The sequence below is a fragment of the Bradyrhizobium sp. USDA 372 genome (genome assembly GCF_053629095.1).
Genome location: NZ_JBRJHR010000001.1, coordinates 6,903,822 through 6,929,288, shown reverse-complemented (window position 1 = coordinate 6,929,288; position 25,467 = coordinate 6,903,822). Strand labels below are relative to the sequence as shown.

27 protein-coding genes and 1 pseudogene are annotated in these 25,467 nt (G+C 65.5%); 7 read left to right on the top strand and 21 right to left on the bottom strand.

Annotation, left to right across the window (positions count from 1 at the left end; genetic code table 11):
* Positions 1-32: 32 nt before the first annotated feature.
* The 9 genes and pseudogenes from AB7M16_RS32355 to AB7M16_RS32315 form a co-directional block, all read right to left on the bottom strand.
* The gene (locus AB7M16_RS32355) at positions 33-512 is read right to left on the bottom strand and encodes a DUF411 domain-containing protein (RefSeq protein ID WP_453946449.1); all 480 of its coding nucleotides are present in this window, start codon (positions 510-512) and stop codon (positions 33-35) included.
* A 54-nt stretch (positions 513-566) separates the two neighbouring features.
* Positions 567-3,758: an efflux RND transporter permease subunit gene (locus tag AB7M16_RS32350; RefSeq protein WP_453946448.1), complete on the bottom strand. Its 3,192-nt coding sequence runs from the start codon at positions 3,756-3,758 to the stop codon at positions 567-569.
* Complete coding sequence (locus AB7M16_RS32345) at positions 3,755-5,176, bottom strand: efflux RND transporter periplasmic adaptor subunit (RefSeq protein ID WP_453946447.1); 1,422 nt, start codon at positions 5,174-5,176, stop codon at positions 3,755-3,757. Before AB7M16_RS32345 ends, AB7M16_RS32350 begins: the two co-directional genes overlap by 4 nt.
* A gap of 79 nt (positions 5,177-5,255) precedes the next feature.
* Complete coding sequence (locus tag AB7M16_RS32340) at positions 5,256-5,648, bottom strand: FixH family protein (protein ID WP_453946446.1); 393 nt, start codon at positions 5,646-5,648, stop codon at positions 5,256-5,258.
* 96 nt (positions 5,649-5,744) lie between these two features.
* The gene (locus AB7M16_RS32335; RefSeq protein ID WP_439403472.1) at positions 5,745-6,107 is read right to left on the bottom strand and encodes a hypothetical protein; all 363 of its coding nucleotides are present in this window, start codon (positions 6,105-6,107) and stop codon (positions 5,745-5,747) included.
* Positions 6,108-6,258: 151 nt separating this feature from the next.
* A pseudogene (locus AB7M16_RS32330) lies at positions 6,259-7,445 on the bottom strand (MFS transporter).
* A gap of 60 nt (positions 7,446-7,505) precedes the next feature.
* Positions 7,506-8,681: an MFS transporter gene (locus tag AB7M16_RS32325; RefSeq protein WP_453946445.1), complete on the bottom strand. Its 1,176-nt coding sequence runs from the start codon at positions 8,679-8,681 to the stop codon at positions 7,506-7,508.
* Positions 8,678-10,039, bottom strand: coding sequence for an NAD(P)-binding domain-containing protein (locus AB7M16_RS32320; RefSeq protein WP_453946444.1), 1,362 nt, complete (start codon positions 10,037-10,039; stop codon positions 8,678-8,680). The genes AB7M16_RS32325 and AB7M16_RS32320 overlap by 4 nt, the downstream gene beginning before the upstream one ends.
* Positions 10,040-10,087: 48 nt before the next feature.
* Entirely contained in the window at positions 10,088-10,405 is a 318-nt protein-coding gene (locus AB7M16_RS32315; RefSeq protein ID WP_453946443.1) for an ArsR/SmtB family transcription factor, read from the bottom strand.
* 124 nt (positions 10,406-10,529) lie between these two features.
* Between AB7M16_RS32315 and AB7M16_RS32310 the strand changes: the two genes are divergently transcribed.
* From AB7M16_RS32310 to arsC, 4 genes are read left to right on the top strand one after another with little or no spacing between them, the layout of a single operon-like run.
* Positions 10,530-10,892 carry an ArsR/SmtB family transcription factor gene (locus tag AB7M16_RS32310; protein WP_453946442.1) on the top strand — a complete coding sequence of 121 codons (363 nt, stop codon included), beginning with the start codon at positions 10,530-10,532 and terminating at the stop codon, positions 10,890-10,892.
* Positions 10,885-11,412 (top strand): arsenate reductase ArsC, encoded by a 528-nt coding sequence (locus tag AB7M16_RS32305; RefSeq protein ID WP_453946441.1) that lies wholly within the window; start codon positions 10,885-10,887, stop codon positions 11,410-11,412. Before AB7M16_RS32310 ends, AB7M16_RS32305 begins: the two co-directional genes overlap by 8 nt.
* A complete protein-coding gene (locus AB7M16_RS32300; protein WP_453946440.1) occupies positions 11,412-12,113 on the top strand; it encodes an aquaporin in 702 nt (233 codons plus the stop codon). The genes AB7M16_RS32305 and AB7M16_RS32300 overlap by 1 nt, the downstream gene beginning before the upstream one ends.
* Entirely contained in the window at positions 12,110-12,511 is a 402-nt protein-coding gene (gene arsC, locus AB7M16_RS32295) for an arsenate reductase (glutaredoxin) (protein ID WP_453946439.1), read from the top strand. Before AB7M16_RS32300 ends, arsC begins: the two co-directional genes overlap by 4 nt.
* Positions 12,512-12,539: 28 nt before the next feature.
* Here the strand turns inward: arsC and AB7M16_RS32290 are convergent, their stop codons facing one another.
* The 6 genes from AB7M16_RS32290 to AB7M16_RS32265 form a co-directional block, all read right to left on the bottom strand.
* On the bottom strand, positions 12,540-13,304 hold the full coding sequence (locus AB7M16_RS32290; protein WP_453946438.1) for a hypothetical protein: 765 nt from the start codon (positions 13,302-13,304) through the stop codon (positions 12,540-12,542).
* Positions 13,305-13,306: 2 nt separating this feature from the next.
* Positions 13,307-13,519: a hypothetical protein gene (locus tag AB7M16_RS32285; RefSeq protein ID WP_246571179.1), complete on the bottom strand. Its 213-nt coding sequence runs from the start codon at positions 13,517-13,519 to the stop codon at positions 13,307-13,309.
* Positions 13,516-13,959 carry a hypothetical protein gene (locus tag AB7M16_RS32280; RefSeq protein ID WP_260382911.1) on the bottom strand — a complete coding sequence of 148 codons (444 nt, stop codon included), beginning with the start codon at positions 13,957-13,959 and terminating at the stop codon, positions 13,516-13,518. The genes AB7M16_RS32285 and AB7M16_RS32280 overlap by 4 nt, the downstream gene beginning before the upstream one ends.
* A gap of 25 nt (positions 13,960-13,984) precedes the next feature.
* Positions 13,985-17,404, bottom strand: coding sequence for a CHAT domain-containing protein (locus tag AB7M16_RS32275; protein WP_453946437.1), 3,420 nt, complete (start codon positions 17,402-17,404; stop codon positions 13,985-13,987).
* Between the two features lie 176 nt (positions 17,405-17,580).
* Complete coding sequence (locus AB7M16_RS32270) at positions 17,581-18,342, bottom strand: hypothetical protein (protein WP_453946436.1); 762 nt, start codon at positions 18,340-18,342, stop codon at positions 17,581-17,583.
* Between the two features lie 16 nt (positions 18,343-18,358).
* Complete coding sequence (locus AB7M16_RS32265; protein ID WP_172784191.1) at positions 18,359-18,547, bottom strand: hypothetical protein; 189 nt, start codon at positions 18,545-18,547, stop codon at positions 18,359-18,361.
* 251 nt (positions 18,548-18,798) lie between these two features.
* Between AB7M16_RS32265 and AB7M16_RS32260 the strand changes: the two genes are divergently transcribed.
* A complete protein-coding gene (locus AB7M16_RS32260; protein WP_453946435.1) occupies positions 18,799-19,776 on the top strand; it encodes a DUF2336 domain-containing protein in 978 nt (325 codons plus the stop codon).
* A gap of 151 nt (positions 19,777-19,927) precedes the next feature.
* Here AB7M16_RS32260 and AB7M16_RS32255 read toward each other — a convergent pair whose 3' ends face one another.
* The 5 genes from AB7M16_RS32255 to AB7M16_RS32235 form a co-directional block, all read right to left on the bottom strand.
* Positions 19,928-20,272 (bottom strand): DUF1491 family protein, encoded by a 345-nt coding sequence (locus AB7M16_RS32255; RefSeq protein WP_172784189.1) that lies wholly within the window; start codon positions 20,270-20,272, stop codon positions 19,928-19,930.
* 3 nt (positions 20,273-20,275) lie between these two features.
* On the bottom strand, positions 20,276-20,569 hold the full coding sequence (locus AB7M16_RS32250) for a BrnA antitoxin family protein (RefSeq protein WP_172784188.1): 294 nt from the start codon (positions 20,567-20,569) through the stop codon (positions 20,276-20,278).
* Positions 20,550-20,810 (bottom strand): BrnT family toxin, encoded by a 261-nt coding sequence (locus AB7M16_RS32245; RefSeq protein WP_172784187.1) that lies wholly within the window; start codon positions 20,808-20,810, stop codon positions 20,550-20,552. Before AB7M16_RS32245 ends, AB7M16_RS32250 begins: the two co-directional genes overlap by 20 nt.
* A gap of 109 nt (positions 20,811-20,919) precedes the next feature.
* A complete protein-coding gene (locus AB7M16_RS32240) occupies positions 20,920-21,651 on the bottom strand; it encodes a peptidoglycan-binding protein (protein WP_439363737.1) in 732 nt (243 codons plus the stop codon).
* Positions 21,644-23,506, bottom strand: a complete 1,863-nt coding sequence (locus tag AB7M16_RS32235) for a PAS domain-containing sensor histidine kinase (protein WP_212256962.1) — start codon at positions 23,504-23,506, stop codon at positions 21,644-21,646. Before AB7M16_RS32235 ends, AB7M16_RS32240 begins: the two co-directional genes overlap by 8 nt.
* Before the next feature lie 411 nt (positions 23,507-23,917).
* Between AB7M16_RS32235 and AB7M16_RS32230 the strand changes: the two genes are divergently transcribed.
* On the top strand, positions 23,918-24,361 hold the full coding sequence (locus AB7M16_RS32230; protein ID WP_172784184.1) for a DUF5330 domain-containing protein: 444 nt from the start codon (positions 23,918-23,920) through the stop codon (positions 24,359-24,361).
* Positions 24,362-24,429: 68 nt separating this feature from the next.
* Complete coding sequence (locus AB7M16_RS32225) at positions 24,430-24,858, top strand: SufE family protein (protein ID WP_172784183.1); 429 nt, start codon at positions 24,430-24,432, stop codon at positions 24,856-24,858.
* Positions 24,859-24,989: 131 nt separating this feature from the next.
* Here AB7M16_RS32225 and AB7M16_RS32220 read toward each other — a convergent pair whose 3' ends face one another.
* Complete coding sequence (locus AB7M16_RS32220) at positions 24,990-25,406, bottom strand: MucR family transcriptional regulator (RefSeq protein WP_172784182.1); 417 nt, start codon at positions 25,404-25,406, stop codon at positions 24,990-24,992.
* Positions 25,407-25,467: the final 61 nt, after the last annotated feature.

Below are 25,467 nucleotides of genomic sequence, written 5' to 3'. Positions count from 1 at the left end.
GTGCATCATGCCGGTATGGTAGCGCGCCTTGGTCAATCAATCGCCTGCGCGCCGATGAAGCGCATGAACGGCTTTTGGCCATCGGCACCGAACAGCACGACCTCGTAACGCTGCGGCGTGCCGCCTTCCATCCCGGGCGATCCGACCGGCATGCCCGGCACGGCGAGTCCCTTCGCGTTGGGACGCTCGGAGAGGAGGCGCCGCACGGCCGCAGCCGGCACGTGCCCCTCGACGACATAACCGGCGACCTCTGCCGTATGACAGGCGACCAGGTTCGATGGGATGCCGAGACGAGCCCGGATCGGGTCGAGGTCGGGGGTCTCCTCCACCTCTACGGTAAATCCTGCATCCCGCAGATGCTGCACCCAGCCGGCGCAGCAGCCGCAGCTCGGATCCCGGTGCACCGTGAGTGTGGCTGCGTCGGGCGCGGCCGCGGCCGGCCTTGCAAGAGCGGCCGCGGCGATCAGCCCGACAAGCGACCGGCGGGTCATCAAACAGGCGCGTTGCTTCATCTTCGGATTCCTTTCGCTGTCACTCCAGAGCTTGATCGTGCATCAGGGCTCGCGTCATCCGGCCGGCTCCACGACGCGCAATCTGGCGCCGATCGGCTTTGGCGTCTCGGTCGATGGCGCCTTGTCCTCGCGCTTGGGCGGCAAGCGGACGCCCTTCACCAATCCGAAGATCGCGGGGATCACGATCAGCGTCAGCAGCGTCGACGATATCATGCCGCCAATCATCGGCACCGCGATCCGCTGCATGATCTCCGACCCGGTTCCGGTGCTCCACATGATCGGCAGCAGGCCCGCCATGATGGCGACGACCGTCATCATCTTGGGACGCACGCGCTCGACCGCGCCCACCATGATGGCCTCGTGGAGATCCTGCCGGGTGAACCCCCTGCCCTCGGCGCTGCACGTCGCCTTCAGCTCGGCTAGGGCATGCTCGAGGTAGATCAGCATCACGACGCCGGTCTCGGCGGCGACGCCGGCGAGCGCGATGAAGCCGACGGCGACGGCGACCGACAAATTGAAGCCTAGCCACCACATCATCCAGATGCCGCCGACCAGCGCGAAGGGCAGCGACAGCATCACGATGAGGGTTTCGGTCATGGCCCTGAAATTCAGGTAGAGCAGCAGGAAGATGATCGTCAGCGTCACCGGCACCACGATCTTCAGGCGTGCCGCGGCGCGCTGGAGATATTCGTACTGGCCGCTCCAGACCACGTAATATCCGGGCGGGAACTGGATGCTGTCAGTCACGGCGCGTTGCGCGTCGGCGACGTAGCTGCCGATGTCGCGGTCGCGGATGTCGACGTAGACGTAGGTCGCGAGCTGGCCGTTCTCGGTCCGGATCGAGGTCGGTCCTCGCGCCGGCTCGACCTTCGCGACCTCGCCGAGCGGCACGGCGCCGCCTGCGGGCATCGGCACCAGGATGTCGCTGGCGATCGCCTTGGGATTGTCGCGCAGGTCGCGCGGATAGCGCATGTTCACCGTGAACCGCTGCCGCCCCTCCACCGTCGTCGTGACGGTCTGGCCGCCGAGCGCGGCCGCGATGGTGTCCTGAACGTCCTGGATCAGGATGCCGTAGCGGGCGAGCGCCTCGCGATCCGGGACGATCTCAAGATAATAGCCGCCGATGCCGCGCTCGGCGTAGGCCGATGCGGTGCCCGGGACCGCCTTGATCACGCGTTCGACCTGCTTCGCCAGCCGATCGATCTCGACGAGGTCGGTGCCCATCACCTTGACGCCGACGGGAGTGCGGATGCCGGTGGACAGCATGTCGATGCGCGCCTTGATCGGCATGGTCCAGGCGTTTGAGACGCCCGGAAACTGCAGCGCCTTGTCCATCTCCGCGATCAGGCTGTCGATGGTGACGCCAGGGCGCCAAAGCTCCTTCGGCTTCAGGCTGACCACCGTCTCGAACATCTCGGTGGGCGCCGGATCGGTCGCGGTCGCCGCCCGTCCCGCCTTGCCGTAGACCGATTGGACCTCCGGGAACGACTTGATGATGCGGTCCTGCGTCTGCATCAGCTCGGCCGCCTTGGTCACCGAGATGCCGGGCAGCGTGGTCGGCATGTAGAGCAGCGTGCCCTCGTTCAGCGTCGGCATGAACTCGGTGCCGAGCTGCCGCGCCGGCCAGATCGTGACGGCGAGCACGACGAGCGAGGCCAGGATCACCAGCGTCTCGGCGCGCAGCACGCCCTTGATGACCGGCCGGTAGATAAAGATCAGGAATCGGTTGATGACGTTCTTGCTCTCGGGAACGATCCTGCCGCGAACGAAGATCACCATCAGTGCCGGCACCAGAGTGACGGACAAGAGGGCCGCGGCAGCCATCGCGAAGGTCTTGGTGAAGGCCAGCGGGCTGAACAGCCTCCCCTCCTGCGATTCCAGCGTGAAGATCGGCATGAACGAGACGGTGATGATGAGCAGGCTGAAGAACAACGCCGGGCCGACCTCGGACGCCGCATCGATCAGGATCTGAACGCGCGACTGACCGGGCTCGGCGCGCTCGAGGTGCTTGTGCGCGTTCTCGATCATGACGATCGCGGCATCCACCATGGCGCCGATCGCGATCGCGATGCCCCCGAGGCTCATGATGTTGGATCCGAGGCCCAGCAGCTTCATGGCACCGAACGCCATAAGCACGCCGACCGGCAGCATCAGGATCGCGACCAGCGCGCTGCGGACATGGAGCAGGAACACGATGCAGACGAGCGCGACCACGATGCTCTCCTCGAACAACGTGTGCTTGAGCGTGTCGATCGCCGAATAGATCAGGCCCGAGCGGTCGTAGACCGGGACGATCTCGACCGACTTCGGCAGGCTGCTCGCGATCTCCTTGAAGCGCTTCCTGACGTTCTCGATGACGTCGAGCGCATTGACGCCGAAGCGCTGCAGCACGATGCCGCTCGCGACCTCGCCCTCGCCGTTCAGCTCGGCGATGCCGCGCCGCTCGTCGGGTCCGAGCTCGACATTGGCGACGTCCCGCAGCAGCACCGGCGTGCCGTTGCTCGTCTTCAGGACGATATTGCCGAGATCGTTGATGCTCTTGATGTAGCCCTTGCCGCGAATGACGTATTCGAATTCCGACAGCTCGACCGTGCGGCCGCCGACGTCGGAATTGCTGGCGCGGATCGCCTCCCGGATCTTCTGCATGCTGATGCCGCGGTCGCGCATGCGCTGCGGGTCGAGCACCACGTTGTACTGCTTGACGAAGCCGCCGATGCTGGCGACCTCCGCGACGCCCTCGGCCTTGGCCAGCGCGAATTTCAGATTCCAGTCCTGGATCGTGCGTGTGTCGGCGAGGTTCAATTCCCTCGACATCACGGCGTACTGATAGACCCAGCCGACGCCGGTCGCATCGGGCCCGATGGTCGGGGTGATGCCGACGGGAAGCCGCGACGTGGCGCTGTTCAGAAACTCCATCACACGCGAGCGCGCCCAATAGATGTCGGTGCCGTCCTCGAAGATCACGTAGACGAACGACACGCCGAAGAAGGAGAAGCCGCGCACCACCTTCGATTTCGGCACGGTCAGCATCGCCGTCGTCAGGGGATAGGTGACCTGGTCCTCGATCACCTGCGGCGCCTGGCCGGGATATTCGGTGTAGACGATGACCTGGGGGTCCGAGAGGTCGGGGATCGCGTCGAGCGGCAGATGAAGCAGCGCGTAGAAGCCGGCGGCGGCCGCAAAGCCGGTGCCGAACAACACCAGCAGCAGGTTGCGCGCCGACCAGGCGATGATGCGGGCGATCATTTGTGCTCTCCCGTCGCATGGCCGGCGTCGGGGGCTTGAGGCGCAGCCTCGGCAAAGCCTTTCAGCGCGGCCTTCAGGTTGCTCTCGGCATCGATCAGGAAGTTGGCGGACGTGACCACCGCTTCGCCTTCGGCAAGGCCGTCCCGCACCTCGATCAAGCCGCCGCCGCGGCGCCCGAGCTTCACCTCCCGCGGCTCGAAGCGCCCTTCCCCCTTGTCGACGAGGACGGCCTGCCGCGTGCCGGTGTCGAGCACCGCGCTGTCCTGGATCGCCAGGACGGGCGCGCTATCTGCCGTATCGACCTCGGCATCGACATACATGTCCGGCAGCAGCACCGCCTCGGGATTGGCGAGCTCGATGCGGACGCGGACCGTCCGGGTCTCGCGGTTCACCTGCGGATAGATCACCGCGATCTTGCCGGTGAAGCTTCGGCCGGGGAAGCTGCGCGCGCGCACCGCAACGGACTGCCCGACCGCGATGTTGCCGAGATCGCGCTCGGCGACGTCGACCAGCGCCCAGACCAGCGAGGTGTCGGCGATGCGGAACAGCACGTCGCCGGGATTGGCGCGCATGCCTTCGATCGCGTTGCGCTCGAGCACGATCCCGTCGCGCGGCGCCGACCAAAGGATGGTGACGGGCGCGACATGCGTTTTCTCCATCTCGGCGATCACCCGCTCGGGGACGTCGAGATTGACCAGCCGTTGCCGCGAGCCGCGGCCGTACATCTCGACGCCGCCGACGGTCTTGGAGGTGATGGTCGCGAGGTATTCGGCCGCCGCGGAGGCGACCGCCGAGCTGTAGATCTCCATCAGCGGCTGGCCCGCCTTGACGCGGGTGCCGGTGGTGACGTCCGCGATCTTCTGCACGAAGCTCTCGGCGCGCATCGCGATCACCGAGACGCGGCGCTCGTCCAATTGGATCGTGCCGGGCGCCTTGACCAAGGCACGGACCGATCGCCGCGCGACCGGCTCGGACTTCACGCCGCTGCGCTGGATCTTGCCGGGCGACAGCTTCACCGTGCCATCATCGACGTCGTCGCCTTCGTAGACGGGGATATAGTTCATCCCCATCGGGTCCTTCTTCGGCACCGGCGAGGTGTCGGGCAAGCCCATGGGATTGCGGTAGTAGAGAATCTTGCGCGATGAAGCCGCCTGCGCTGGTCCCGGTTCTGCCTGGGCGGCCTTATCGTCATCGTAGACCGGCAGATAGTCCCGCCCGCGGTCATCCTTCTTTGGCCCGGCGGACCAGAGCGGCGCGCCACTGGGATCGCGATAGTAGAGCGGAGTCCGGTCCGCTGGCGCCGCAGCCGGGGTCACTTCGGCATGGACCGACCAGCGCCCCTCGTTCGAGGACCAGTACGCGCCAAGGGCGAGGCCGCCGCCGAGAGCGAGAGCAGTCAAGAGACGCAACGTCTTCATGGTTGAATTCGCGCGCTCAGAGCGCGTCCATGTGAATGGGAAAGAGAAGTTCGGGCGCCATCCGGAGGCGCCCGAAAGCTCACTTGATCGCCTTGACGACGACCTTGCCCGTGACCGTCTCGGCCTCACCCTGCACCTTCGCCGAGAGCGTGACCTGATAGCGGCCGGCCATCGGCAGGTCCGTCCTAAAGGCGTAGACGCCCGGCTCCTTGGACGGCAGCGGTGCGACCGCCGATTCCATCTCGGCCATGCCGTCCGGCGCCATGTCCACGCGCGTCTTGAAGATGACGGCGTCGGACACCGGCTTGCCGGTCTGCTTGTTGGTCAGGCGAACGGCGAGCGTGACGTCGTCGCCCTTCTTCATCTCGGGATTGACCGGCTCGAAAGCATAATCGCCGGCGCCCGCCAACGCGGCCGAGGCGGCAAGCGAAAGGGTGGCGGCAACAGCCGCAGTGCTGAATTTGGAAAGCATTGTCCTGTCCTCATGAATTGATCTCGACCGTGACGCAGGAATGCGCACATCAGCCGTCGTCGCGCGGGGCGTGCCCGCGCGCGTCTTTTACGGAGATCAGATTCGAGGAGGCCGGAAGGGAGGACTGCCGCCGCGGGAGGCGACGACCTGATCGGCGGGAATAGCCGCTTCCGCTGCCGCGACGGCAAGGAATTCGAAAGCCAGGGGACGAATGTCCGCAAGTGCGACAGTACCGCCGACACAGCAGAAGCCCATCCCGCACGTGTAGCTGCTGTCGGAGCCCGTTCCCTTCATGTCGGGACAACAATCGTCCATCGACATATCGCCGTCGCCGCCGACCTGCATGGCCGCCTGCATATCACCCGACGACATCGTAAGGCTGGAAGCGGACGCACCAGCCGGCAGCATCGCCAGGGATATGGCGATGGCGAGTGCCAGGATGGTCCGAACGATCCGCATCAGACGTGCTTTAACCTTTTGGATACCCTTTGGAACCCGCAATGCAGCCTGAGTAACATAGTCTGCGGCCGAAAGCATTCTTTGATCCGGGTCAAGCATTCGTGAGCAAGGCTCGGATCCCTGTCAGCCCGATCGCCCGCATCCTGCTCGCCTATTGCGACCTCGATACCAGCTCGTCGGACCGAGCCGTCCGCGACCATATCAACGCGAGCGGGCCGAGTGCGATCCCGGTCGCGAGCACGGTGAAGGCCAGCAACCAGCCCTCTGCACTCTGCGGACCGCCAGCGGCATCGAGGGCAACCCCGGTTCCCCACGCTCCGATCGCCGACAGGCCGAACCCGACGGTCGAATGCAGGGCCAGAGTCGCGCCGCGATGCTCCGAGACAGCTGCAGCCGACATGCCGGCCGTCAACGCACCGGAATCCGCCGGCACCGTCAGGCCATAGATCACCAGCAGCAGCGCCAGCAACCATGCCGGAGCCGTCGCATTCAGACCGATGACGAGCGCAACGCAGGCCGAAGCGATCATCACCACCGTGATCGCCCGATGTCGCCCGAACTTCAATGCGGCCTCGTTGCCGAGGATGCTGGCCGGCATGGAGATCACTGCAAAGCAGAAGCTCATCAGGACCGGGCTCAGCCATGAGGGTGCGCCCTGATGCGCGACGACGTAGGTCCAGAAGCCGACCAGCCAGGTGCGAATGCCGTAGAGCTCGAAGCAATGCGCGCCATAGCCGAAGATGTAGCCGAGTGCCTCGCGGTTGGCGAAAACGGGCGCAAAGTTCAAAAGGCGTCCTGTTCTTGGAGCGGGACTGCGCCTCTCGATCAAAAGACACGCGACCACCATCGCGATGGGGCCGATGCCGGTCACGTAAAACGCGGTCCGCCATCCCCAGCCGTCGGCGAGGACTTGCGCGATCAGGAACGACAGGCCGACGCCCACCGAGAAGCTCGACGTGTAGAGCGTGACCGCCCGCGAGCTGTCGCCGGCGGGCAACCGGTCCGTCAGTGCCTTGAGCCCGGGCATGTAGGCACCGGCAAAACCAAGGCCGGCGAGCGACAGATGATGGTCCCCGACCAGAACCCTTGCGCGAAGATGCCGAACGCAACGGTCGCTACTCCGCTGACGACAGAGCCGCAGAGGAGCACGAGCCGTGCGTCGATGCGATCGGTCAGCGTCGTGAGCACGGGCACCGCCAGCATGTAGCCAAACGCATAGCCGCTCGCCATCATCCCGCCCTCGGCGGCCGACAACCCCCACGCCGGCATCAGATGCTGGGCGAGATTTGCGGACAACGTTACGTGCGGCAGCAGATTGCCGAGCTGGCCGATACACATCACCGCAATCAGCGGCCAGCCGCGCAAGCTACGAATGTTCTCCTCCCCTCGGACAGGGACTCATGCCGTCTGATCCCCACGAAGCAGCAGAAGGGCGAAGAACGCAGAGACCGAGGCCAGGGCGCTGATCCAGAGCGCGCTGCTGCCGAGATGCTCCACCATCAGTCCCAGCGCAAGGGGCGCGAAAGCGCCCGTTGCCCTGGAAGGCAGCGAAATCATCCCGACACGCCTGCCGAACCCGACCGGCCCAAACAGCGCCAACGGCAGCGTACCACGGGCAATGGTGATGATGCCGTTGCCGGCGCCATACAGCACCGCGAAGGCCGGTGCGAGCCAAGGGCCGCCTGCGACCAGCGCAAGCACGCCGATGGGATTCATGAGCATGGCGAGTCTCGCCGACAGCAGCGGATGAAACCGGCCAAGCCATCCTGCTTCCAGAAGGCGGGCACCGACTTGTGCCGGTCCGACCAATGCTCCTGCCAACAACGCCTGTGCTGGCGTGGCGCCGAACGCGACCAGCATGGTGGGCAGAATGGCCGAGACTCCGGAGCTGACAAAACTTGCGGCCGCAAACATGTACGCCAGCAGTATCATGACGAAGGTTTCGCTCTGCCGACCGGATTGCCGGCTTGCGCCCGTGCTCGGTCCGGACTCCTGATGCAAAGGAGCGGCACGGGGCAGCGAAAGGTTGAGCGGCAAGGCAAGGCCGATGTGGATCACCGCCCACAGCTGACAGGCCGCGCGCCAGCCGTACTCCGTGGCGAGCCAGGTCGTGAGCGGCCAGCCGAGCGTGCTGGCGAAACCGGCGATCAGGGTGATGCCGGTGATCGTTCGTCGCGCATCGGCGCCGTAAATGCGCGCAAGCGTCGCGAACGCGGCTTCATAGAGGCCCATGCCCATGCCGATCCCGAGCAGGATCCAGGCTGTAATCAGCGCCGCTACGCCATAGGCCGCGGACAGCAGCAGCAAGCCTACCGCCAAAACGAGGTTCGAGACAGCAAGCAGGCTGCGCCCACCGAACGTATCGATGGCATGCCCAACTCTCGGACCAAGCAGGCCGGAGATGATGAGCGCTCCCGACAGCGCGGCGAACACGTAAGTCGGCGCAAGACCGAGATCGCCCGCGATCGGCGCAGCCAGGATCGCAGGAAGATAGTAGCTCGACGCCCAAGCGATGGTCTGCGCGGTGCCGAGCGCGACGACGACAGTGAGCGGGCTCGCAGTGCCACGGCTCATGAGCAACCGCATCCCACACCGCCCGCCTTCTTGGCGGATTCATCGGCGGCGCAGCAGGCCGAGGGTTCGGCCTTGGGCGGACCACCGCAGCATCCCGCTGCGCTGGCGGACTCCACGCCGGCGCGTGTGCAGACGCCGGTCTCCGGCAGCACGAGCTCGACCCTTGCCGCCGCCTCCTTGTCGCCGGCGATGTCGGCGACGATCGAGCGGACCTGCTCGTAGCCGGTCATCATCAGGAAGGTCGGCGCGCGGCCGTAGGATTTCATGCCGGCAAGATAGAAGCCCGGCTCATCATGCGCCAGCTCGCGCGCGCCGTGAGGCCGCACCGTTCCGCAGCTATGCTCGTTGGGGTCGATGAGCGGCGCGAGCGCGAGGGGCGCCTCGATCGCCGGATCGAGCCGCAGCCGCAGCTCGGACAGGAACGAGAGATCGGGCCGGAAGCCGGTCGACACCACCAGCTCATCGGCAACCACACTCGGCGCAGCAGAACTGGCGCCTGCCGAAATCCTGAGACGGCCTTCGAGCTCCGAAATATGGGTGACACCGAAGCCGGTCTCGACCGCAATCTTTCCGGCAGTCACGAGCGCGGCGAAGGCTGAGCCCAGCTCGCCGCGCGCGGCAAGCTTGTCGTTGCGGCCGCCGCCGAAGGCCTTTGCCGGATCCGCGCCGCGCAGCAGCCAAACGGGCCTGGTGCCGGGCGCCTCCTCGGCGAGCTGCGCGAGATCGATCAGCGTGCCCAGGGCGGAATGGCCGGCACCGAGCACGGCCACGGTTTTGCCCGCATATCTGTCGCGAGCGGAGCCGCGCACGGCCGGCATGCCATAGGCGATGCGGCCGGCGCATTCGCGTTCGCCGAACGCCGGCAGACCGTTGCTGCCGGCGGTATTGGGCGAGGACCACGTGCCGGAGACGTCGATGACGGCATCGGCGCGCATCACCTCGTCGCCTTTGCCGTTCCGGTAGCGGATTTCGAACGGCGCCTGGCCCCGCCCCTTCGTCTTCGCCTTGTCGAAGCCGGCGCGGCTGATCGCCGTGACGCGGCTCGAGGTCCGGATCGTCTCGCGCAGCGGCGTTCGCGTGGCCAGAGGCGCGAGATAGCGATCGATCAGTTCGCCGCCGGTCGGATATGAGCTCGGGTCCGGCGAATTCCATCCAGTCGGCGCAAGCAGGCGCGCCGCGGCCTTGTCGACGTTGTATTCCCAGGGCGAGAAGAGCTGGACGTGCTGCCATTGCCGCACGGCATGCCCGGCTTCGGGTCCGGCCTCGAGCACGACAGGGGACATGCCGCGTTCGAGCACATGAGCGGCGGCTGCGAGGCCGACCGGCCCCGCTCCGATGATGGCTACGGTCTTGTCCACTCCCAGTACTCCATCCTTCTAGAATTATCGAATAATTAGCGAAATGAATCAGGCTGCCGTCTGGGCATCGTTACATCCCGCTTCGTCTGCACAGCACTCCGCGGCCAGGAAGTCGACCAGCCCCCGCATGGCATCGAAATGGGCGCGGCAGATCAGGGTCGTCGATTCCCTGCTCTGACTGACCAGTCCGACCGAGACCAAGGTTTTGATGTGGTGCGACAGCGTCGAGGCCGGAATCTTCAGCTTGTCCTGCAGGCGGCCGACCGGCATGCCCGCATGCCCGGCCCGAACCAGCGCCCGGTAAATCTGCAGGCGGGTCCGATTTCCGAGGGCTTCCAGGCGTGCTGCTGCGTCGTCGATCTTCATGAGCGACACGGTGCGCCCGTGCACATCGATTGTCAAACGATATTTCTAGAATATTCGAAATTTGGATCGGTGCCCGGAGGTTTCCAGATTGACGCGGCCTCGATAATTCCATAAATCTGGATGTATGGAAACAGAGCAAGCCGTCCTGGCGCTCGCCGCGCTGTCTCAACCGACCCGCCTGGAGGCGTTCCGGACGCTGGTCAGGCACGAACCTGAAGGTCTTGCGGCCGGCGACCTCGCGCGCCTCTTGGAAGTCCCGCAAAACACGCTGTCGGCGCATCTGTCGATTCTGAGCCGCGCCCGCCTCGTATCTTCCGAGCGGCACAGCCGCTCGATCGTCTATCGCGCCAATCTCGGCGAGTTTCGCAACGTCGCAGTCTTCCTGCTGCGCGATTGCTGCGACGGACGGCCGGAAGTTTGCGACCCCGTCGTCGAGACTTTGCAATCGTGCTGTTCGCCAAAACGAAAGGAGCGAAGCCGTGTCTGATCACAGGTTTAACGTCTTGTTCCTATGCACCGGCAATTCGGCACGATCGATCTTGGCTGAGTCGATCCTGCGCAAGGACGGCGGCGGCCGCTTTCAGTCCTTCTCCGCCGGCAGCACCCCGAAAGGCGCAGTCCATCCGCTGGCGTTGCGCACGCTGGAACACATGGGCTATCCCGCCGACGGAATGCGCTCGAAAAGCTGGCTGGAGTTTGCCGCTCCGGATGCACCGGTGATGGATTTCGTCTTCACCGTCTGCGACAACGCAGCGGGTGAGGCCTGTCCGATCTGGCCGGGCCAGCCGATGACGGCGCATTGGGGCATCCAGGATCCTGCCGCAGCAGAGGGTTCAGAACTGGAGAAACAGGCGGCATTCGTCACCGCGTTTCGTTATCTGAGAAACCGCATCGCTACATTCGTGAACCTCCCGCTGAGGAGCATCGACAAGCTTTCGCTCGGCACCAAGCTGCGCGAAATCGGCCGCTCCGAAGGTGCAACCGATTTGGTACCGAAGGCCGGCTGATGGACAGTTTCGATCTTTCACGGCGCCTTGCGGCCGAAGCGCTCGGCACGGGCATTCTCGTCGCCACCGTGGTCGGCTCCGGCATCATGGCGGAAACGTTGACCAAGGACGTCGCGCTTGCGCTGCTTTGCAACACCTTGCCGACCGGCGCCATCCTGGTCGTCCTGATCACGGTGCTCGGCCCGATCTCCGGCGCGCATTTCAATCCCGCGGTGACACTCGTCTTCACCGGACGGCGCGAGCTGCCCCCATACGAGGCTGCGTTCTATATTGTCGCGCAAATCGCCGGCGGGATCGCGGGAACGGTGGCGGCGCATCTGATGTTCGGTTTGCCTGTGCTCGACCTCTCGACGAAAGTCCGAACCGGAGGGCCGCAATGGTTCGCCGAAGCGGTGGCCGCGTTCGGGCTGGTTGCGACGATCCTGGCCGGCATCCGGTTTCAGCGGACGGCCGTGCCTTGGCTGGTGGGCCTCTACATCACCGCGGCTTATTGGTTCACGGCCTCCACCTCGTTTGCCAATCCGGCCGTGGCCATTGCGAGGTCCCTGACCAACACGTTCTCAGGCATTCGTCCCGCCGACCTGCCCGGCTTCGTCATTGCCGAGCTGTGCGGAGCGTTCGCCGGCATGCTGCTGATGAACTGGCTGCTCGGACGCTCACGCGCGTCCGCCTCGGTTGCAATCACGGAGACAATTCGATGACCGTCACGATCTATCACAACCCGGCCTGCGGCACCTCGCGCAACACGCTGGCGATGATCCGGCAGAGCGGCACCGAGCCCGTCGTGGTCGAATATCTCAAGACGCCGCCCTCGCGCGACGAGCTCAAGGAGCTGATCGCGACCATGGGCATTCCGGTCCGCGCGCTGCTGCGCGAGAAGGGAACGCCTTACAAGGAGCTCGGCCTGGACGATCCCAAATGGAGCGATGACGAGCTCCTCGATGTCATGATCGCCCACCCTATCCTCATCAACCGTCCGATCGTGGTGACGTCAAAGGGCACGCGCTTGTGCCGGCCGTCGGAAGCCGTGATCGATCTCCTGGACGCTCCGGTCGGCCGCTTCGTGAAGGAAGACGGCGAAGTGGTGGAAGCGCGATAGGCCGGCAAGCGCGCTTCGGAAGGTTCAGCTATCCCAGCAAGCCTTTCAAGCCCGCATAGATCGAGCCGACGGCGGTCGCGGCAACGCCGGCCAGTGGCCCCACGGTCTGCATGAGGTCCTGTATCAGGCGGGCGCGGCGGCGCAGTTGCTCCTCACCGACATGCTGCCCCAATAGACGCGCCATGCGGAAGGCGAACGCGTTCGGCTTGCCGCCCTGGGTCAGCACACGCGGCAATATCTGGAAGATCACGACGCTGAGAATGTTACCCGAGACGAAGGCGAGCAGGATACTGGCGCCATATTCGAACACCTCCCGCCATTCGATCCATACCGTTGGAAGGATCGGGACACGATCGTGGATCCCGGTGATCGTCAGCATCGCCAGGATGCTGACACTCGCGGTGAGAAACGCGAGCACGAATGCCGCCAGGACGTAGACCCGGTGCAGCGGATAGGCAACGAATCCGAACAAGAGCGGTACGGCGATCGACGCGATCCGAAGCGGGATCGGCGACAGGTTGAAGGTGATGGTCACAAGCACATGCGCGATCACCAGCAGCAGAGACGGAATCGCAACATAGAGCACCGCATGCGTTCCGTAATAGCGCAACGGATTGTTGTAGCGCTCGAGACGGACGTTGACGCGATCGAGATCGCGCCTGAGCTTGTCCAGCTCGGCAACGATCTCGTCGATCTCGAGAAGCGTCGGCCGTACGACGCGCAAGTCCCGCGAACAATGCTTGCACGCGATGGCTTCGTCCTTGATCGTCTCGGCGCAGAACGGGCACTCCATCGCTAGCGCGACTTCCTTCGTCTCATGATCGCTTCGATCTCGTCTCTGGCCCGTTTCAGTTCATCGCGCAGATCCTCGCGCTTGCGCAAGAGATCGTCGCGCTCGGCAAGCAGCGTGGCAGGAACGGCGATGTCGCGCCCGCACGAGGCACAAACCAGCGCACCCTCGGCACTTTCGGACCGGCAGTAAGGGCAGGTCACTTGGGCAAAGGTCACTTGGGCGCGACCTTCAGAGTGAAGACGGCCGTGCCTGGCCGGCCATCGCTGTCCTTGATATCGACGCGCACCGTGTATTCGCCGGGCGGCAGCTCCGCATCCTGCATGTTGATGCCATCAGCCTGCACGAAGGGCTTCACCCTGGGAGTCAGGTCGACGTTAGGCGTGCGGAGGAAGATCACCTTGACCGAGTTCGGGTCGACCTTTGCCCCGCCATAGGACTGAAATTTCAACACCAGCCGCAGCGGCGAGCTCGCCGCGTCGCCCGGCGAGACGAACTCGACCTTCGGGCCACGCAGGATGCCGCGCTGTTCGACGGCAACCGCTCCCTTGGGAGGCGGCAGCTTGGCTTCCTCCTCCGTGATCAACAGCGTGGCACGCGATGGCGCCGAGACCAGCAAAGCTGCAGCCACAATTCCGAGCAAGACATTCCGCTTCATTTCCCCTGCCCTCCTTCCCGTCTCATCACCGCAAGCCGCCATCGCCGATGATCGTGTACGGCGCCCAAAACAGCGGATGCGCATAGGCGAACTCGGTCTTGCCTTCGCTGTTGAGATAACCCGGACCGTCGACGAGGGCCATTGCCGCCTGGCGCAGCGCCTCGCTGCGCGACAGCTTGGGATCGTCGGCCTGCCGCTTGAACAGGTCAGTCACCAATTGCCGCGCCGACTGCGAATGCACCGACCAGTTCGTCACCAGCAGTGCGCGCGTTCCGGCGTAGAAGAAGGCGCGCCCCAGCCCGGATGCGGCCTCTGCCCCGGCGCCGGCGCCGGCCCCGGTATTGCAGGCCGACAGGACGACCCAGTCCGCATCCAGCTTGAGGCCGAGGATCTCCTCCATGGTCAGGAGGCCGTCACCGCCCTCGCCCGTCACCGTCGGCGACGACAGAGCGAGTGCCGGCTGCGTCAGCCCGTTCAGCTCGCCCGGGACGAGCCCATGGGTGGCAAAGGCCAGGATCCTGAAGCCGGACAGGTTCATGGTCTTAACCGCGCTCTCGGTCGCGCTCTTGCCGAGGAACAACACCTTCGAGGGGTCCGCCTGCAGTGCCAGCGCGATCGATTTCAACTCGTCGGCGGTGTCGGGCAAACGGGGCAGCAGACCGAGCTCGGCGCTGTCGACGCCTTCGAGCTTGGGACTGTTGCGCCGCTTCAGCGGACCGCCGCGCGTGATGTTGCCGCCGGCGTCGGCGACCTGAATCTTCTCTCCGCCGCCTTCCGCCTCGGCCTGCTGCTCGCGGTTGAAATAAGGATCGCCAAAGGCCACGAGGTCGCCGCGACCGGGCTTGCCCGGCGGCAATTGCCGCAGCGTGCGCAGCGCCGCGGCCGAGGGCACCGTCGACACGGCATGGCTTCGCGCCAGCCACGGTACGTTGCGATAGCCGACGAAGAGCGGGTCCTCGTCCGCGGCCACCTCCGCCGGTGCCGTCGGCAACAGGGACAGCGGCAGAAGCCCGAGAGCGCCGTTGGTCACGACGATCAGGTTCTTGGCCGGCTTCCATCCGCTCTCGACCGGCTTCAGCAGCAGCTCGTAGAGCTCGTGGCCGAGCTTGAGATCGAACGGCGGAATGTCCGAGATCATCGCCGCCTGCGGCTCGAGCGCTTCGCGCAGCTTGCGTATCTTGGTCTCGATGTCGCCGATCCTGGCGTTGACCGCGGCGAACGCCACCGGGCCCGATTTCGGCACGGCCCAGACGAAACTGCCGCTCTGGCCGAAATAGAACGACAGCATCGCCTCCCCGTCGGCGAGCGTCGCGCGGATTTCGGCGACGCTGGGCGGCTTGGGAGAGACGAGATCGGCGTAGACCGGAAACTTCTGCTTGATCTCCTGGCGCGCCTTGTCGCGCTCGGTGCGCAAGGCGGCGATCGAGGCCTGGATCTGCTGCACGCCTTTCTCGTCCCGCTCGGTGGACGGAAGCGCCAGCACGTTGTTGAGCGTTCCAAGTTGCGCGTTGACCTGCTTGGTGAGGTCCTGCTCCTTGCGGACGAGATCGGCCAGCGCCGGATCCTTGGCGGCCGCCCGCGCGCTCGATGCCGCCAGAGCCTGCTGAACCGAGCGGCCGCGGATGGCGTCCGCGAGACTGAAGGTCTCCTCGCCGACCCCGCCGCTTGCGGCTTCGGTACGTGCAAGCAGCACGAAATAGCTTTCAACGATGCTCTGCAGGCGCTGGCTGCGCGCGGCGACCACGGTGGTGTTCTCGTCGTCGGCATTTTCCCGCGCGCTCGCCATCATGATCGGGATGGCGGCCTTGAACTCGCGGATCGCTTCGGCATCGCGCCGCGCCCGCATCAGACCGACCGCCAGCGTGCCGCGCGCCGAGGCGGCATCGAAATGATTTTCGCCGACGCGGCCGACCTGCTTCTTCACCAATTGCTCGGCTGCAGCGATGCCGGCCTCGAGCTGGCCGGAGGCGTAGAGCGAGAGGATGCGCGACGGATTGAGCTCGAACACCTGGCGGCGCTGCGGCTCCCAATTCGCAATCGCCTTGTCGATCGCCGCGTACATCGCGTTGGCTTCCGGCGTCTTGCGCTGGAGCGCCAGGATGCCGGCCAGTTGCGACAGCCATTGCACGGTGGATTGAGAATCGTCGGGAACACCGACGGTCTTGTTGATCTCCAGGGCCACGCGGCCGAGCTGCTCGGCTTCTTCGTAGCGCCCCTCTTCGACCAGAATGCCCGCGAGGCCCATGACGTAGCGCGGCGTCACCGGATTGTACTTGCCGGTGTCCTTCAGTCGCGCCAGCAGAGCACGACGGGCGTCGACCTCGGCTTCGGCAAGCCGGCCTTGACGCGCCTTCATGCGGGCCTGACTGAGCACCAGGTTGTCGATCGACTGCAGGAAGACGGTTTCCGCCGGGGGATTGTCCGACTCCATCACGCCCTTCATGCCGGCCCGCTTGCGCTGCTCGGCCACGCGATAGGCAGCCTCGGCCTCCGCGAACTGCCCGCGCGCTTCGAAGATCATCGCCCTGGTCGCTTCGAGCTCCCCTTCCCAGTTCTGCCCGAAGCGCGCATAGGAGGTGCGCCACCCCGGAAGACCGCTGGTGCGCGCCTCCTGGATTGCGGCCTGTGTGCGACGCAGATAGGCTTCCGCCTGGGCGACATCGCCCATCTGGATGAGGTTGCCGACAACGGACCGGTTGGCGCTCAATTGGTATCCTTTTGCGCCCGGCTGGGTGGCGGTCTCACGCAACAACTTCTGAATCACATCCATCGACCGCTTTGGGTCGCCGGCTGCGGCGTATTGCAGCGAGAGGAGCTGCTGCATGCGGCCCATCAGCCGAGGCTCGACGGCGCCGCGGCCGACCTCGACGGCCTTGCTGGCATCCGCAATGGATTCAGCAAGCCGACCAAGCTGCGCACGCGCATTGGCTCGATCGAAATAGAACTGCGCGAGATCTTCGCGCGATTCCTTGCCCTTTGGCGTGGAATCGGCATCCGCTTTCAGCTCCACGATCAGCTTCTCGTTCGGCTTCTCGCTATCGAGGATCGCCGTGATGTCGGCGATGGTGCGGGGCGGCGCGATGAAGCCCTTCGGCAGTGCGGTGCCGGGCTCCAGCTTCGGCGCCGCTTCCTTCGGCAGCTCGACGGCGACATTGGCCCGGCCATTGGCGGCGTTGAGAGCCGCCATCACGCAGGCCTTGACCTGCGGCTTGGCCTTGGCGCGGCAACCCTCGATATCGGCACCGGCCTTGCGGCCGCCTTGTGCCTGCATGCAGGCTTGCACGATCGGCTTGCCGACCGTCATCCGGCAGTTCTCGAGCGCGGCCTCCTGGGTCAGCGCGGCGGCCGGGCCGGCTGATCCGAAGAGAATGGCAAGAATTGGCAGTTTTCGCGCAAGTGTGGAATTTCGACGGACCTCAAGCCGCATCCCGGAATTGCTGCTCATCGCAAAAGACCTTCGTGCAAAATGACTTGGTGTAACAGCGCAATCCTATCGCTACGGCCGGGGGGAACAAGCGCCAATCGGGGCGATTCGCCCATTATGCTGAACCGCGAGGCCCGCGGCGGGCGCGCGTGCGGCAGCACCGTCCCGGCGGAACTGGCAGGCGTGAGGACCGGCGCTCAGCCCTTCGAGATCACCGCGCGGCCGTAAGGCGGCTGGCCTGCGACCGGCGGGTTGGCGGTCTGGGCGGCGAGCTCGCCGATCAGGCGGTCGGCATCGGCGGCCATGCCGTCGGGGGCCTGGATCACCAGGCGCTCCAGCGCCCAGCGGTAGGACGAGACGCGCTGCTCCAGGCACTGCTGCACCCATTGCACGATCAGCGAGTTCTCCTGCATGCGCGCGACCGCATCGTCCCTCTCCCTCGGCGAGAGCGCGGAGACGCGCGCCATGCTGGCATCGCGCTTCCTGTCGAGGTCGATGACGCGGATCGCGCTGGCGAAGAACGGCTCGAAGCGGGTGATGTCGTTGCGCACGTCCTCGATCAGCTGCGCATAGCGCGAGGAATGCGAGCGGTGCGGCTCGTCGATCAGCGTGCGTCCGTACATGGTGCGGTCGAACACGATCTTCTGCCGCCACGGCGAGGGCAGCGCCTTGTAGTCGCCGAACACGCTCTTCCATGCCGGGCGCGACAGCGGCGGCTCGATCATGGGATAGGCGAGATCGCGAAGCTGGCGCTCTTCGTCGGTGAGCTGGAATTGCGAGGGCTTCAGGCCGACGCTGGAGGTGACCTCCGCACCGAGCCAGCGATGCATGTCGTCGCTGCGCATGCTCTCGCGGGTGCGGCCGAAGTCGCCGCCGCTGCACGCCGCGAGCAAGGCGCTTAGCAGCGTGAGCAGGACGGCCGATAGGACAGGCCGGATCTGACGGATGGAGCCCGGCATTGCATGAAGCCGGATGTCAGCGACGGCGACGACGGCGCCCCGGCGCTGTGCCCTGCTCCGGCCCGCGATCGCCACTGGTTTCGTCCGCCTCACGCTCGATACGGATCACGGGAAGGATCACGACCGTTCCCATGTCCGCGCGCGGAGCGACATCCCCCGACGAGCCCACCCGGCGACCGGCCGGAAATTCGATGATGGTCCCCATGTCAGCTCTCTTCAATTGCCGCGCGACCGAACGCGCCCCTGCAACATGCATTTCATTAAGATCAGTTCATGGTTAACGGGGTGTAAACGCGCCCCTTCGACCGTAAGCGCACGGACCGCGCCGTCCCGTTGCGGCACGACAATTGCTGAATTTGCAGGGCCGGCTTCACGCATCGTTTTCCTTAACGAGGCTTTAAAAGAACCTGCGCTAGGCTCGCCCCCAAGTCTCTTTCCCGAGTTGCGTACGCCTCCATGACCAAGTCGCTGTTTCCCGGATTCGACGGGCTGATGACCCTGTCCCGTCGCGAAGGTGTCGACGTCCGTCCGACGCTGCTGCGCGTGCTGACCGACCTTTACGTCCAGACGAGCACCCACAGCGACGACGAGCAGCGGCAGTTCGTCGAGCTCGCCACGCGGCTGATCGACCAGGTCGACGATGCGACGCGCGCGGCCGTCAAGGCGCGGCTCGCGGTCTATCCGCAGACGCCCGTCCCGATCCTGCAGAAGCTCGGCCTGGTCGCGGCCCAGGAAGGCCGCAGGGTTCCATTGGCCCGGGAGATCCCCGCTCCGCCGCGCACGCCCGCATCGGCACGCGTGCCGACCGAAGCCGAGCAGCGCATGGCCGCCAACATGGCGATGCAGCCGAAAGAGGCGGCCGAGATCCACGACATGTTCTTCCGCGCCGGAGCCTCCGAGCGCGCGCTGATCCTGCACAATCTGGCGCAGACCCCGCTGAAGGCCGCCCCCCGGATTCCGACCGTGCGCGCCAAGCGCGCGATCCAGATCCTGGAGATGGCGGCGATCGCGGGTGATGTCGAAAACTTCGCCTTCGAGCTCGGCGACAGCCTGATCCTGCCCTCGCGCGTCGCAGCCCAGATCGTCGACGATGCCGGCGGCGAGGCGCTTGCGATCGCCGCGCGCGCGCTCGACATGCCGAGCCCCGTGTTCCAGCGCATCCTGTTGTTCTTCAAGCCGGAGATCGGAACGTCCGTGAACACGGTGTACCGGTTGTCGCGGCTCTACGACCGCCTCGCCGAGCGATCGGCGCTGGTGATGCTGGCGGCCTGGCGCGGCTCGACGCTCGCGGTGACGCGGGCCAAGCACCAGTCGTCGCTACACGACGGCGAACGCCAGCGCGCCCGTGCCGGCGCAAGCCAGACGCGCCCCGGGTTGCAGCCGGGCTCGGCGCCCGGGGTGAAGACCGGTACCGGCGGGTCGTCGGAGCGATAAGGCCGGCCTTCAGACGCAGCGACATTGGATGGAGAGTGCGCGACGCCTGCCCCAAGCGCGTCATTGCGAGCGTAGCGAAGCAATCCAGAGTCCCTCCGCAGAGAGCTTCTGGATCGCTTCGTCGCTTCGCTCCTCGCAATGACGATTGGCGCTAGGCCTTCGCCAATTCCAGAAAATGCCGCCCGGCGCGATCCTCGGTCTCGACGATCCAGGCGTCCGGATCGAACCGGATTTCCTTGGTCAGCCGCTCCTCGATCGTGTGCTCCGGCAGAGGCTGCGGCGCGACGGGCACGAAGAAGCGATCGATGGGCCGGCCGTCGTCATAGACGGTCTGCGGCGCCGGCGCGTACAGCATCGCATTGCCGTCGAGCAGCGACACCTTGACGAACACCGCGCCCGCCTCCTCGGCACCGCGACGCCGCACGGCGCCGAACACGCCCTCGGTCTGGCAGCGCCGCAAGTAGGCCGCGACCCAAATGTTGGATTTCAAACGCATGAGCTAACCTGCGGCAGAGGTGCGCTTGCGCTTCACCACCTTGACCAGCTCTTCGTCGATCCTGCTCTGCCAACCCGGACCTTCCGCCTTGAAGTGATCGAGCACGGCCGGACTCAGGCGCAAGGTCACCTGTTGTTTCGTCGGGGCTCTATTGGGACCGCGTCCCTTCCGCATGCCCGGGAAAACCTCATCGAAAGTCTTGGCCCTGGCAAAGTCGCCCTTGGTCCATTCCGGATTGTCGCTCACAGCACGCATGTCCCGTGCGGTGTAGCCCTTCTTAGCGACGGTTTTCTTCATAGAGCCTCCTTTCCTTCCTGCTGGCAGGACGCATGCTGACGATGCTGACGCCCTCAGCTCCACGGGTCGCGAAGATCACCGAGATCACGCCACGAATGTTGATGCCGATCGCGCGCCAGCGACTGCCATGGGTGGCCAAAACCAAAGCATTGTCGAAGAAGGTCTCGTTGAGATCTGCGAAATCCATCCCGTGCTTGTCGAGATTGGCTCGGCGCTTTGGCTCGTCCCAAACGATCTTCACAAGATTATTTTGTAACTACAAAATAATCTGAAGTCAATTGTAGCGACATCCCGCCGCGCGGAGGCACCGAGGGCGCGCTTGGGATTGTGCCTCTGCGCCGGCCTGGCGCTTATTCGACGGGGTGGCCGATCGCAGCGGCGAGCTCGCGCAGCAGGCGGTCGGAGACCTGACCGGTGACCTGCATCTTGTGCTCGCGCTCGAATTTCTGGATCGCGGACTGGGTCTCGCTGCTCATGCTGCCCGTGATCTTCAAATTGCCGTAGCCATATTCGGACAGCGCACGCTGCACGCCGGCAATGCGCCGCGCGGCCGGGCTTTGCGCCGGGATCGGCGCCGGCGGACGCACGGCCGCCGGCGGCGTCGAGGTCGTCGCCTTGACCAGATTGGTCATCGGATCGTTGGAGCGCGTCGAGGCGGTCGCCTCGACCGGCCTTTCGGTCGCCTTCTCGGCGGCACGCTCGGCAGCCTTGGACTCGGCAGGCTTGGGCTCAGCAGGCTTGGGCTCGACGCGGAACTCGGTCGCGCGCGGCTCGAGCGGCGAGGTATCGGCGCCGACGGGGCGCGGACGCGGCAACGGGTTCGACAGCGGCACGGAGGACGGCGCGGGAAGATTGATCACCGTGCCGAACATCGGCGCGGGGTGCCGGCCGGTCTGGAGGAACAGCGCATTGGCGACGATCGCGGCGATCGCGGCGACGGCGACGAGACCGGCCAGCGTATCCTTGGGGCTGTGCAGCAGCACGCGCATCACGAGGTTGCGCTCGGTCTCGACATCGATGACCGCGGCCTTGGCGCCACGGCGGCGCGGAGCGGCTTCGTCCTTGGCAGACTTCTTAGGCACTTTTCTTCACCAGAGCGGGTTGATCCTGAGGTTGGTCCTGGGACTGGTCGTGAGCTTGGTCTTGAATATCCTGGCGCAGCGCCGGCGTCAGCGTCGCGATCTTGCGCTCGGCCGGCTTGACTTGCGGCGGCGTGTAGACGAGCGGCAGCTTGACGGTGACCGCCGTGCCCTCGCCCAACCGGCTTTGTACCGTCAATTCGCCGAGATGCAACGCCACGAGGCTCTTCACGATCGAAAGTCCAAGGCCGGTGCCCTCGTGACGGCGCTGATAGGTCGTGCCGGTCTGGAAGAACGGCGCGCCGATGCGCTTGAGATCGTCGGGCGCGATGCCGACGCCGGTGTCGCTGATGCGCAGCGTCAGCTGCGAGCCGGACACCGCGGCAGAGACGCAGACCTGGCCGCCGCGCTCGGTGAACTTGATGGCGTTGGCGACGAGGTTGAGCACGATCTGCTTGAAAGCCCTGGGGTCGCCGGTCATGACGGGCAGGTCCTGCGGCGCGTCGGTGATCAGGTCGATGCCGTTCTCCCGCGCCTTCAGCGCCAGCAGATTGCAGCAATGGAGCAGCGAGGCGCGCGGCGCGAACGGCTCGGACGCGATCTCGAAAGTGCCCGATTCCATCTTCGACATGTCCAGGATGCCGTTGACGACCGACAGCAGGTGCTGGCCGGAATCGTTGATCAGCTGGGCGTATTCCTTGCGCTGGGCCGCACCCAGCATCAGGCTCTGCTCCTGCGCGATCATCTCGGAGAAGCCGATGATGGCGTTGAGCGGCGTGCGCAGCTCGTGGCTCATGGTGGCGAGGAAGCGCGTCTTGGCGGCATCGGCCGCCTCGGCGGCGCTGCGCGCCTGGTCCAGTGCCTGCTCGAAAAGCTTGCGGTCGGTGACGTCGCGCATCACGGCGACGACTTCGGCTTCGCACGTGACGTCACGCGCCCTATCCTGGTCGAGCGGACGGCAGCGCATCTCGACCCAGATGAAATCGACCTGACCCCTCTCGGAGACGGGCTCGCGCCGCAACCGGAACTCGACGCTGCGCACCTCGCCGCGCGCCGCATCCGACAACGCGGTGAGATAAGCCGGCCGATCGGCGACATGGACGCGGTCGAACAGGCCGTGGCCGAGCAGTTGCGCCACCTGCATGCCGAGCATGGTCTCGGCGGCCGGCGAGATGAACTGCACCGCGCCGTTGCGCTGATGCCGTGAGATGACGTCGCTCATGTTGCGCGCGAGCAGGCGATAGCGCTCCTCCTCGCGCGACAGCAGCGCGACGCTGGTGCGCGCAAGCGATTCCGCGCCGAAGGCGAGGCCCGCGGCATAGAGAGTAGCCGAGGCAACGCCGAACGCCATCAGCACGCCGCGCTCGGCCGCGCTCGGCTCCGCCACGGGCAGCCAGCCGAGCTGGCTGACCAGGATCAGCATTCCGGCGCAGGACAGCGCGAGCAGCGAGGCGAAAGCCGCGACGCGGCGCGAAGCCGACAGCGCAGCTTCGAGCGGAACTACGACCAGCCAGACCGCGGCGAAGGATTCGATGCCGCCCGTCGTGACCGCGACGGCCATGATCAGGCCGGCGAGCGCCAGCGACGACAGCACATGCGCACCCTCGTAGCGGCCGGTGCGTGACAGGAACCAGGACAACATGATCGGCGCGATCAGCCAGGCGAAGGCCGCGACCTCGATCGCGCTCGGCGCGCCGCGCATGGCGAGATAGACCGGGAATGCGGCAAAGGCGGCGAGGCTGCCGAGCAGCCGCGGTGCCATGAAGGCGCGATGGCGCGCGCGCGTCAGCGCATCGTAGCGCGCGGAGGGATGCAGCAGTGCATCGAGACAATCGCGGATGATACTCAAAACTGTCACGGGTCTCGCGCTTCGGCTCAATCGTCTTGAGAAGACGCGCCGGAACGCCTCCTTGTCGTTGCGCCACCGTGTCAGAGCGACCTTAAACGAGTGCTAAGGCGGCACAGCGCGCGGCCGGACACCGCGTTATCGCGGAGCTTTTTAGACGATTTGGCGACGTCTTCGCTGCGGATGGTGAACACAGGGTTTCACTTGCTCCGCATGGTTTCGAATTGGTGGATGCGGGACGGCCAGCAAAACCACGGGCGCGCGCGTCAACTGAAAATTCACCGGAACGTCGCTTCCAAAGATTCTTGCGTCAATTTTCCGCGAATTAAGCTCAAGGCAATCACTTGCGATTTATCGAGGGTTGCTAGGTCCGACATCCGCGGGAGATCGCCGCGGGCGGACTCTAACGGACAGGTCGATAAGATGCGCTTTCTGCTCCGCATCACATTCTGGCTCGGGCTGGTGCTGGTGCTCCTGCCGCGGGACAAGACGCCCGAATCGGACAAGCTGCCGCAGATCGGCGCCGCCGATGCGGTGCAGGCCGCGACCGCGGCCGTTTCCGACATGACCCAGTTCTGCAAGCGCCAGCCGGCGGCCTGCGAGGTCGGCGGCCAGGCCGCGACCATCATCGGCCAGCGCGCCCAGGACGGCGCGAAGAAGCTCTATCAGATCATCAACGACAAGAAAGAGCAGATCACCAACGACAAGAACGACGGCAGCAAGAACGAGAACAAGAAGGCGCCCGACCATACCGGCTCGATCGCGCTGGCCGGCGAAGGCGATCTTGCCGCGAACGAGGCGCCGCGCGATACCCTGACCCAGGATGATCTTGCGCTCGAATGGCGCGGACCAGGGCCGGCGAATTAGCGTCCAAACCCTATCGATTTCAGGGCTTCGCGTCTCTATATTGGCCCTAACAGGAACTGTGGGCCGATATGACGACGATCGACGACATCAGGGACAATTTCGAGCTTCTGGACGAGTGGGACGACCGCTACCGGTACGTCATCGAGCTCGGCCGCACTCTGGAACCGATGCCGGAGGCGGAACACTCGGCCGAGAACAAGGTGCAGGGCTGCGTCAGCCAGGTCTGGCTGCAGAAGTTGGTCGACCGCGGCAATGGCGAGCCGGTCCTGAGATATCGCGGCGACAGCGACGCCCACATCGTGCGCGGGCTGGTCGCGATCGTGCTCGCGCTGTATTCGGGCCGCACGCCGCGGGAGATCCTCGATACCGACGCGATCGCCGTGTTCAACGAGTTCGGCTTTCGCGACCATCTGACGCCGCAGCGATCCAACGGCCTGCGCTCGATGGTCGAGCGCATCAAGACCGACGCGAGAGAAGCGCTCGCGGAAGTTTCGTAAAGAACGCCCCCTCGCGTGAGGAGCGCCGTAAGGTGGGCAAAGGCGCCCTTGCGCCGTGCCCACCATTTTTCTTCGATTGCGCTGGAGCTGGTGGGCACGCTTTGCTTTGCCCATCCTACAAGATCCCCCGACTACTTCCGCTTCCGCTGCTGCTGCCCGAGACCCATCTGCTTGGCGAGCTGCGAGCGCGCCACCGCATAGTTCGGGGCCACCATCGGATAGTCGGCCGGCAAGCCCCACTTCTCGCGGTATTGCTCCGGCGTCATGTTGTATTGCGTGCGCAGATGGCGCTTCAGCGACTTGAAGCGCTTGCCGTCTTCGAGGCACACGAGATAATCGGGCGCGATCGACTTCTTCAGCGACACGGCCGGCTTGGCCGGCTCCAGCGGCGCGGTTTCGGTGCGGCCTGACGAGACCCGCACCAAGGCGCCGTGCACCTGATTGATCAGGTTCGGAATCTCGGCCGCCGGCGTCGGATTGTTGCTGAGATAGGCCGACACGATGCTCGCGGTCAGCTCGATGAAATTCTTCGCCCCCGCATCCGACATGCGCCCCCCTTCTCCCGCTTGTGGCCACGGGATTGACGACACCGAAGTATTCCCTGTCAAG

Bases quoted from the DNA above. Each gene is read 5' to 3' on its own strand.
- AB7M16_RS32265 (WP_172784191.1), bottom strand. From the start codon at position 18,547: ATGGGGACCATCATCGAATTTCCGGCCGGTCGCCGGGTGGGCTCGTCG.
- AB7M16_RS32255 (WP_172784189.1), bottom strand. From the start codon at position 20,272: ATGCGTTTGAAATCCAACATTTGGGTCGCGGCCTACTTGCGGCGCTGC.
- AB7M16_RS32350 (WP_453946448.1), bottom strand. From the start codon at position 3,758: ATGATCGCCCGCATCATCGCCTGGTCGGCGCGCAACCTGCTGCTGGTG.
- AB7M16_RS32230 (WP_172784184.1), top strand. From the start codon at position 23,918: ATGCGCTTTCTGCTCCGCATCACATTCTGGCTCGGGCTGGTGCTGGTG.
- arsC (WP_453946439.1), top strand. From the start codon at position 12,110: ATGACCGTCACGATCTATCACAACCCGGCCTGCGGCACCTCGCGCAAC.
- AB7M16_RS32275 (WP_453946437.1), bottom strand. From the start codon at position 17,404: ATGAGCAGCAATTCCGGGATGCGGCTTGAGGTCCGTCGAAATTCCACA.
- AB7M16_RS32310 (WP_453946442.1), top strand. From the start codon at position 10,530: ATGGAAACAGAGCAAGCCGTCCTGGCGCTCGCCGCGCTGTCTCAACCG.
- AB7M16_RS32250 (WP_172784188.1), bottom strand. From the start codon at position 20,569: ATGAAGAAAACCGTCGCTAAGAAGGGCTACACCGCACGGGACATGCGT.
- AB7M16_RS32325 (WP_453946445.1), bottom strand. From the start codon at position 8,681: ATGAGCCGTGGCACTGCGAGCCCGCTCACTGTCGTCGTCGCGCTCGGC.
- AB7M16_RS32300 (WP_453946440.1), top strand. From the start codon at position 11,412: ATGGACAGTTTCGATCTTTCACGGCGCCTTGCGGCCGAAGCGCTCGGC.
- AB7M16_RS32355 (WP_453946449.1), bottom strand. From the start codon at position 512: ATGAAGCAACGCGCCTGTTTGATGACCCGCCGGTCGCTTGTCGGGCTG.
- AB7M16_RS32335 (WP_439403472.1), bottom strand. From the start codon at position 6,107: ATGCGGATCGTTCGGACCATCCTGGCACTCGCCATCGCCATATCCCTG.
- AB7M16_RS32345 (WP_453946447.1), bottom strand. From the start codon at position 5,176: ATGAAGACGTTGCGTCTCTTGACTGCTCTCGCTCTCGGCGGCGGCCTC.
- AB7M16_RS32260 (WP_453946435.1), top strand. From the start codon at position 18,799: ATGACCAAGTCGCTGTTTCCCGGATTCGACGGGCTGATGACCCTGTCC.
- AB7M16_RS32290 (WP_453946438.1), bottom strand. From the start codon at position 13,304: ATGGAGTGCCCGTTCTGCGCCGAGACGATCAAGGACGAAGCCATCGCG.
- AB7M16_RS32315 (WP_453946443.1), bottom strand. From the start codon at position 10,405: ATGAAGATCGACGACGCAGCAGCACGCCTGGAAGCCCTCGGAAATCGG.
- AB7M16_RS32225 (WP_172784183.1), top strand. From the start codon at position 24,430: ATGACGACGATCGACGACATCAGGGACAATTTCGAGCTTCTGGACGAG.
- AB7M16_RS32220 (WP_172784182.1), bottom strand. From the start codon at position 25,406: ATGTCGGATGCGGGGGCGAAGAATTTCATCGAGCTGACCGCGAGCATC.
- AB7M16_RS32280 (WP_260382911.1), bottom strand. From the start codon at position 13,959: ATGAAGCGGAATGTCTTGCTCGGAATTGTGGCTGCAGCTTTGCTGGTC.
- AB7M16_RS32340 (WP_453946446.1), bottom strand. From the start codon at position 5,648: ATGCTTTCCAAATTCAGCACTGCGGCTGTTGCCGCCACCCTTTCGCTT.
- AB7M16_RS32270 (WP_453946436.1), bottom strand. From the start codon at position 18,342: ATGCCGGGCTCCATCCGTCAGATCCGGCCTGTCCTATCGGCCGTCCTG.